This is a genomic window from Mycobacterium sp. ABE4_509 (assembly GCF_056160785.1).
This window is the reverse complement of record NZ_JBSWXU010000027.1, coordinates 38,572-46,292: the sequence shown is the minus strand read 5'-3', so window position 1 is coordinate 46,292 and position 7,721 is coordinate 38,572. Positions and strand designations below refer to the sequence as shown.

At 70.4% G+C, this 7,721-nt stretch carries 6 protein-coding genes; 2 read left to right on the top strand and 4 right to left on the bottom strand.

The genetic code is table 11. The features are described from left to right. Positions 1 to 175 precede the first annotated feature (175 nt). From ACXAID_RS08830 to ACXAID_RS08820, 3 genes are all read right to left on the bottom strand, one after another. The gene (locus ACXAID_RS08830; RefSeq protein WP_475021819.1) at positions 176 to 1,561 is read right to left on the bottom strand and encodes an MFS transporter; all 1,386 of its coding nucleotides are present in this window, start codon (positions 1,559 to 1,561) and stop codon (positions 176 to 178) included. 54 nt (positions 1,562 to 1,615) lie between these two features. Continuing rightward, the gene (locus ACXAID_RS08825) at positions 1,616 to 3,160 is read right to left on the bottom strand and encodes an ATP-dependent DNA ligase (RefSeq protein ID WP_475021818.1); all 1,545 of its coding nucleotides are present in this window, start codon (positions 3,158 to 3,160) and stop codon (positions 1,616 to 1,618) included. Positions 3,161 to 3,263: 103 nt separating this feature from the next. Further along, positions 3,264 to 4,832: a molybdopterin-dependent oxidoreductase gene (locus ACXAID_RS08820; RefSeq protein ID WP_475021817.1), complete on the bottom strand. Its 1,569-nt coding sequence runs from the start codon at positions 4,830 to 4,832 to the stop codon at positions 3,264 to 3,266. Positions 4,833 to 4,962: 130 nt separating this feature from the next. Here ACXAID_RS08820 and ACXAID_RS08815 point away from each other — a divergent pair, with 130 nt between their 5' ends. Together ACXAID_RS08815 and ACXAID_RS08810 are read left to right on the top strand one after the other, a co-directional pair. Next, positions 4,963 to 5,730, top strand: coding sequence for an SDR family NAD(P)-dependent oxidoreductase (locus tag ACXAID_RS08815; RefSeq protein ID WP_475021816.1), 768 nt, complete (start codon positions 4,963 to 4,965; stop codon positions 5,728 to 5,730). A gap of 81 nt (positions 5,731 to 5,811) precedes the next feature. Then, positions 5,812 to 6,864 carry a phosphotransferase family protein gene (locus ACXAID_RS08810; RefSeq protein ID WP_475021815.1) on the top strand — a complete coding sequence of 351 codons (1,053 nt, stop codon included), beginning with the start codon at positions 5,812 to 5,814 and terminating at the stop codon, positions 6,862 to 6,864. Positions 6,865 to 6,880: 16 nt separating this feature from the next. Here the strand turns inward: ACXAID_RS08810 and ACXAID_RS08805 are convergent, their stop codons facing one another. Then, complete coding sequence (locus ACXAID_RS08805) at positions 6,881 to 7,642, bottom strand: sulfite exporter TauE/SafE family protein (RefSeq protein ID WP_475021814.1); 762 nt, start codon at positions 7,640 to 7,642, stop codon at positions 6,881 to 6,883. Positions 7,643 to 7,721: the final 79 nt, after the last annotated feature.

Sequence of the window (7,721 nt, the reverse complement as noted above, 5' to 3'; positions counted from 1 at the left end):
CCTCATCCAAATACTTCTTCGGCAGATGATTGGCGAACATATCCGGCGGCTCGACGATGTGATCATCCACGCTGATCAAAATCATGTCGTCTTTGTTCATGGCCGATCCGTTCTGTGGGCACTTACGGTATGGCCAACAGTTTAGCGCGGCCGGCGGGGCGCCTCAATGAAACCCTCAGCGCACCGCATCTGCCGGGCCGGCCGAGTCGAGCGAGGCATCCTTGGTCTCTCGCATGATGAGCAGGGCCGCGAAGGTCAGGGCCGCGGCGACGAACAGGTACAGGCCCACCCAGCCGACTCCGTAGCTGGTCGCCAGCCAGGTCGCGATGAACGGTGCCACCGCCGCCCCGAGGATGCTGGACACGTTGTAGGAGATCCCGGATCCGGTGTAGCGGACGTTGGTCGGAAACAGCTCGGGCAGCACGGCGCTCATCGGGCCGAACGTCAGGCCCATCAGCGTCATGCCGATGATCAGGAACACCAGCATCATCGCCGCCGAGGTGGTGCCCGAGCCGAGCATCGGCGCGAACAGTGCCGCGTAGGCCATGATTGCGGCGGTCACCACCAGCAGGGTGCGCCGGCGGCCGAAACGGTCTGCGAGCAGCCCCGCCACCGGCAGGGTGGCGGCGAAGAACAGCACCGCGACCAGCTGCAGCTCCAGGAAATCGACATACCCGAACCCCAGCCCCGTCCCGTCCGGTGGCGGCGCCGCGGTGCCGAAGCTCAGCGCCCAGGTGGTCACGATGTAGAACAGCGTGTAGGTCGCCAGCATCACGAAGGTGCCGATGATCAGCTGCCGCCAACTGGTCCGGAACACCTCTGTCAGAGGTGCTTTCACCTTCTCGCCGCGCTCGACGGCGCGGGTGAACACCGGGGTCTCCAGAATGCGCAGCCGCACGTAGAGGCCGATGGCGACCATCACCGCGCTGAGCAGGAACGGCACCCGCCATCCCCAGGTCAGGAACGGGCCGTCGGGGTCGGGGTCGATGTTGCTGTGGCCGAGCACCAGGATCAAGCCGACGAACAGGCTGTTGGCCAGCAGGAAACCGAGCGGTGCCCCCAATTGCGGCCACATCGCCGCCCAGCCGCGCTTGCCGGGAGCGGCGGTCTCGGTGGCCAGCAGCGCTGCGCCGCTCCACTCGCCGCCGAGCGCGAGCCCCTGGGCAAACCTCATGACGGCCAGCAGCGCCGGGGCGAGGACTCCGACCTGCGTGTAGGTCGGCAGCAGCCCGATCGCGAACGTCGCGATGCCCATCAAAAGCAGCGAGGCCACCAGCGTGGTCTTTCGCCCGGCCCGGTCGCCGAAGTGGCCGAACACGACCGAGCCGACCGGCCGGGCGACGAAGGCCAGGCCGAACGTCGCCAGCGACGCCAGCAGCGCCGTCGTCGGATCGCCCTTCGGAAAGAACAGGTGCGGGAACACCGAGACGGCGGCCGTGGCATAGATGTAGAAGTCGTAGAACTCGATGGTGGTGCCGACCATCGAGGCCAGGACTATGCGCCGGCGGGGCACCCCGGCCACGAGTCCGACGGCGCCGCCGTCGGAGACCGCACCGCTCATCCCCGCACCTCCAGGTGTTCCGGCAAAGGCACATCATGCCAGCGGCAAACTTGCTCAGTGGCCTCGTTCGTAGATCGCGCGCACCGTGTCGATCGTGTCGGCCTCGGCGGGGCTCTTGTCGTCGCGGTAGCGCAGCACCCGGGCGAAGCGCAATGCCATCCCGCCGGGATAGCGCGACGACGTCTGGATCCCGTCGAACGCGATCTCGACGACCTGCTCGGGGCGCACGCCGACGACATATGAGTCGGTGGGTCCGTCGGCCAGCTCCAGGAAGCGGGCGGTCTGCCACGTCAACATCTCGTCGGTCATGCCTTTGAACGTCTTGCCCAGCATCACGAATCCGCCGGTTGCTGGGTCCAGGGCACCGAGGTGGATGTTGGACAGCTTGCCGGTGCGGCGCCCGGAGCCCCACTCCACGGCCAGCACGACGAGGTCGACGGTGTGCACCGGCTTGACCTTCAGCCAGCCCGCACCGCGCCGGCCGGCCTCGTACGGCGCGGCCGGTGACTTGGCCATCACGCCTTCGTGACCGGCGGACAGCGTCGCATCGAGGAACCGCTGCGCGGCGTCGGGGTCGGAGGTCAGCAGCCGGTCCACGCGCTGGTACCGCGGCACCGCGGCGTCGAGCATCGCCAGACGCTCGCCGGCGGGCAGATCGAGCACATCGCGTCCGTCGATGCGCAGGACGTCGAAGAAGAACACCGACAACCGCTGTGCGTCGGCCGCGGTGGCGCCGCCCCGGCGGCCGAACCGCGAGGCGGTGACCTGAAAGCGGTGCGGGCGGCCGTCGGGGCGCAGCGCGATGGCCTCCGCGTCGGCGATCAGGTTCGAGACCGGCAGTGCGAGCACCGCGGTGACGACCTCGGGCAGGCGCGCGGTGATGTCGTCGAGGCTGCGGGTGAAGACCGACACCGCGTCGCCGTCGCGGTGGATCTGAACCCGGGCGCCGTCCAGTTTCGCTTCGAACATCGCTGTGCCGCCGAGCCGTTCGAGTGCATCGCCGACACCACCGGCGGTCTGGGCCAGCATCGGGCCGACCGGGGTGCCGACCCGGAGCCGGAACCGCTCCAGAGCTGCGGCGCCGCCGGTGATCGCGGCCGCGGCCACCGCGGGCAGATCCCCGCTGAGCATCGCCGCCCGGCGCACCGCCGGCGCCGGTACGCCGGCTGCCCGGGCCACCGCGTCGGCCATGACACCGACCAGCGCGCCCTGGCGCAGCTCCCCGGTGAGCAGCCGGCGCAGGAAGACCTGCTCGACGTCGGTGGCCGCACCGAACAGGTCGCCCAGCAGTTCGGCGCGGCGCGATTGGGAACCCTTCCCGGACGTCGCGCCGATGGTGCCGAAGCGCTCGTCGACCCCGCGCACCGTCAGACCGGGTTCGGCGGCGGGTCCGGGGACGGTGCGCAGCGCGGCCCAGCCCACCCCGATCTGGCGTTGGGTCAGTTCGCCGGACAGCCAGGACACCACGACGGCGAGCTGATCCGGGTCGGATTCCGCCCCCGGCCCGCTCAGCAGGTCGGCGAGACGGGCGACCTTCGCCAGCCGCGCCGACGATCCGGCCACATCGGCCGAGGCGCGGGCGACGTCTACCAGCAGCACGTCATCACCCTGACACGCCCCACCGACACTGCGCCGAAACGGCATTCCGGCAGCGAAAGTGCGAGTGCGGGCCTGCTGGAATGCGAGTTCGGCGCGGCGGGCCTCACGTGACGGCGAAGTCGACCGAATGCCAGCCCGTCGCGCCGTCGGGGACGACGTCGGCACGATCGGAGGTCTGGGTGTACCCGCTGTTGTCGGTGGCCCGCACCGTGATCGTGTGCAGACCCGGCGCGCCGGCCTCCCAGTCCACGCTCCACAGCCGCCAGGTGGCATCCGAGTAGCCGTCTCCCAGCGTGGCCTGCTGCCACTGCCCTTCGCCGTCCGGGCCGTCGATGCGGACCTCCACGGCGCGCACCCCGCGGTCCTGGGCCCACGCCACCCCGCCGAACCGCACCGGGCCGGCCGGCACATCCTGGCCGCTGCGCGGCACGTCGATGCGGGACTCGGTCTTGATCGGGCCCCGCGCAGCCCAGCCCAGCCGGGTCCAGTACGCCTCGGCCCGGTCGAAGCGGGTCAGCTCCAGATCGATCACCCACTTGGTCGCCGAGACGTAGCCGTACAGCCCGGGCACCACCAGCCGGGCCGGGTACCCGTGCTCGACCGGCAGCGGCTGACCGTTCATGCCGACCGCCAGCATCGGCTCCGGCGCGGTCAGCACCTCGAGCGGGGTGCCGGCGGTCCACCCGTCCACCGACTTGGACAACACCATGTCCGCATCGGAGTGCACGCCGGCTTCGGCGAGCAGGTCGCGAACCCGGTAGCCGGTCCACACGGCATTCGAAATGAGATCGCCACCAACCGGATTGGATACGCAGGTCAGGGTGACGGCCTGTTCGACGACCTCGAACCGCTCCAGGTCCGCCCAGCTGAAGGTGACCTCCCGGTCGACCATCCCGTGGATGCGCAGCTCCCACAGCTCCCGGCTGAGCTGCGGCACCACCAGCGCGGTGTCGATGCGGTAGAAGTCGGCGTTGCTGGTGACGAACGACGGCAGATCCACCCCGGCCGGCTGCACCGAGTCCGGGATCGGGGCAGCGGGGACGTCGATCTGCGGCAGCGCGAACTGTTGCCGGTCGCCGGACACCGAGGCCGTCAACCGGGTGATCACCACGCCGGCCACCCCGCTGACCGCGCCCGCGCCGAGCAGGCCCAGCGTGACCAGGGACCGGCGTTTGGCCCGGTCGGGTACCGAACCGTCGTCCCCCGGGGAGCCGTCCGGCGCGGTGTCCGAGCCGGTGTCGGCCGCGCCGAACCGGTCGGACACCAGCAGCCGCAACACCGCCACGCCGCAGATCGCCCCGATCACCGTCGGGATGACGTCGACGGCGGTGGACTGCTCGCGGGTGAGCAGCGCCGCGGCGCCGAGGACGCCGGCCAGCACGATCATGACGCTGCCGATGGGACGGCGTTTCGTCTCGGCCAGGCCGGCGACCGCGGCCAGCAGCGCGATCACCACCAGCACCGACACCGTCAGCACCAGCTTGTCGGCGGTGCCGAACAGCTGGATCGCCCATTCCTTGACCGGTCCCGGGGTCAGGTCGATCACCGCGGAGCCGACCGCGGTGCGCACGTCGGCCTCCGGGCCGAACGCCGCGCCGATCAGTTGGGCCACGCCCACGGCGACGGCTGCGGCGGCGACACCGCCCATCGCGCGCATGCCTGGTGCGGTCATGCAAGCCAAGTTACCGCCGCAACGCACCCGAAAGCCTTACCGAAGTATGTCATCGGCTAGGTTGCTTTACAGTTCGACCGAACTTTGCAACGTCTGGCAGAGTCCAGAAAGATCGCTGAAAGGGAGCTAGATGGAGATCGAGGGCAAGAAGGCCGTCGTCATCGGTGGCGCGTCGGGGTTCGGACGGGCCACCGCCGAAGCACTCGCCAAGCGGGGCGCATCGGTCGCGGTGCTGGACCGGCCGCAGTCCAACGGTAAGGATGTCGCGGCCGAGATCGGCGGCGTGTTCTACGAGGTCGACGTCACCGACTTCGACGGCACCGAGACCGTGATCAACGAGGTGGTCGACGCCCTGGGCGGTCTGCACATCGCCGTCACCACCGCCGGCGGCGGGATCGCCGAGCGCACCGTCAAGAAGGACGGGCCGCACAGCCTGGATTCCTTCCGCAAGAGCATCGACCTCAACCTCATCGGCACCTTCAACATCAGCCGGCTGGCCGGCTGGCACATGTCCAAGAACGAGCCCGTCGACGACGAGAAAGAGGAGCGCGGCGTCATCATCAACACCGCGTCCATCGCGGCGTTCGAGGGGCAGATCGGGCAGGTGGCCTACACCGCGTCGAAGGCGGCGATCGCCGGGATGTGCCTGACCATGGCGCGCGACATGGGCAGCCTGGGCATCCGGGCGCTCGCGATCGCGCCCAGCCTGTTCGCCACCGGGCTGACCCAGGGCATCCCGGACGAGTACGCCAGCGTGCTGACCAAGGACGCGGCGTTCCCCAAGCGGCTCGGCAAGCCCGAGGAGTACGCCAAGCTGGCGCTGGCGATCGTCGAGAACCCGATGCTCAACGGACAGTGCCTGCGGCTGGACGCCGGACAGCGCTTCGCCCCCAAGTAGTCCGGTGATTTCGGCGTGGTTGTCGCCGCTGATCGACGACAACCACGCCGAAATCGCAGGGTGAGCTGACACGATGGCGTCATGCCCGTCGACGTGATGCTCAGCGAAACCGACACCGCGGCGCTGCAGCGCTGGGTCCGCCGCACCGGATTGGGCGACACCGTCACCGACATCGAGCCGCTGACCGGCGGCTCGCAGAACATCGTCGTGCGGGTCTGCGTCGACGGCCGGCCGATGGTGCTGCGCCGGCCGCCCGAACATCCGCGGCCGACGAGCGACAACACGATGCGCCGCGAGATCGCGGTGCTGCGCACCCTGGCCGGGTCGCCGGTGCCGCACCCGCAGTTCATCGCCGGCTGCGAGGACCTCGACGTGCTCGGCGTGGTCTTCTACCTGATGCAGGCCGTGGACGGGTTCAACCCCGGCAACGAGATCGACGAGGCCTACGTCCACGACGCCGGGATGCGCCACCGCGTCGGGCTGTCCTATGCCGCAAGCCTGGCCCAGCTGGGTGCGGTGCCCTGGCAGGGCAGTCCGCTGGCGGAGCTCAAACGGCCGGGATCCTTTCTGGCGCGCCAGGTTCCGCAGTTCATGCGGCTGCTCGAAAGCTACCGTCACGACCACTACCAGCCCGAGTCGTTCCCGTCGGTGCACGCGCTCGCCGACTGGCTGGAGTCCAACCGGCCCCCCGACGGCGAGCCCGGCGTCATGCACGGCGACGCGCACCTGAACAACGTGCTGCTGCGCCGCGAGGTGCCGGAGCTTGCCGCGTTCATCGACTGGGAGATGTGCACGATCGGGGATCCACTGCTGGACCTGGGCTGGATCCTGATCTGCTGGCCCGACGGCCCGAACCCGATCAACGCCGGCGCCGAGCTGGGGGCGCTCGGCGGGCTGGCGTCGCGGAGCGAGCTGCTCGAGGCCTACCGCGACGCAGGTGGACGGCCCACCGACCGGCTGGACTGGTACCTGGCGATGGCGTGCTTCAAACTCGCGATCGTCATCGAGGGCACCTGGTCGCGCCACCTGGCCGGGCAGGCCTCCTCCGAGGCGGGGGAGCGGCTGCACGCCTCCGCGGTCAATCTCATCGACCTGGGCACCCGGGTGGCCGGGGGCGACAACCCGTTCGTGTGAGCCTCAGCGGTAGGCGTCAGTACGCGTCGATGCCCAGCTTGACCGCCAGCCCCAGCCCGGCCACCCCGATCGCGAGGCGCAGCGGCCCGGCGGGCGCATGCCGGACGATGACCGGGCCCAGCCGTGCGCCCAGCAGGCAGCCGATTCCCAGCGCGCCGACCGCGCCCCACTGCACCGGTGCCGCGAGCGCGAAGATCAGGGCCGCGACGCCGTTGGCGACGCCGAGGATGACGTTCTTGCCGGCGTTGGCGTGCGCGAGGGTCGCCTGGCCGGCCCGCAGCAGCATCGCCAGCAGCAGCACCCCGGCCGCGGCACCGAAATAGCCGCCGTAGATGCAGATCGCGAAGATCGCCGCCGCCTCGGCGATCGTCCGGAGGGTGTGGCGGTGGTGGCTGGACACCCGGGAGTCGCGGGTGGGCCGGACGGGGATCAGGATCGACAGCGCGGCGAAGCCCAGCAGCAGTGGCACCGCACGCTCGAACCCCTCGGCCGGCGTGGACAGCAGCAGCACCGCACCGGCGACCCCGCCGAGCGCGGCGACCGGCAGGATGCGGCGCAGCCACGCCCCCTGACCGGCCAGTTCCGGGCGTGACCCGATCACCGATCCGATCCCGTTGAACACCAGCGCCACCGTGTTGGTGACGTTGGCGGTGACCGGTGGCAGCCCGACGGCCAGCAGGGCGGGGTAGGTGGCCACCGAGGCGAGGCCGGCGATGCTGCCGGTGAGCCCGCCGAGGATTCCGGCCGCGAACAGCAGCGCCGCCTGCGACCAAGACATCAGCACATTCTGACGCCCGAGCCGCGCCGGGCACGCATCGCCGATATGTGTTTGCGCTCACCACGCCCCGGGGGTGTAG

Excerpts from the sequence above, each read along its gene's own strand:
- ACXAID_RS08830 (WP_475021819.1), bottom strand. The coding sequence starts at position 1,561 with ATGAGCGGTGCGGTCTCCGACGGCGGCGCCGTCGGACTCGTGGCCGGG.
- ACXAID_RS08810 (WP_475021815.1), top strand. The coding sequence starts at position 5,812 with ATGCCCGTCGACGTGATGCTCAGCGAAACCGACACCGCGGCGCTGCAG.
- ACXAID_RS08820 (WP_475021817.1), bottom strand. The coding sequence starts at position 4,832 with ATGACCGCACCAGGCATGCGCGCGATGGGCGGTGTCGCCGCCGCAGCC.
- ACXAID_RS08815 (WP_475021816.1), top strand. The coding sequence starts at position 4,963 with ATGGAGATCGAGGGCAAGAAGGCCGTCGTCATCGGTGGCGCGTCGGGG.
- ACXAID_RS08805 (WP_475021814.1), bottom strand. The coding sequence starts at position 7,642 with ATGTCTTGGTCGCAGGCGGCGCTGCTGTTCGCGGCCGGAATCCTCGGC.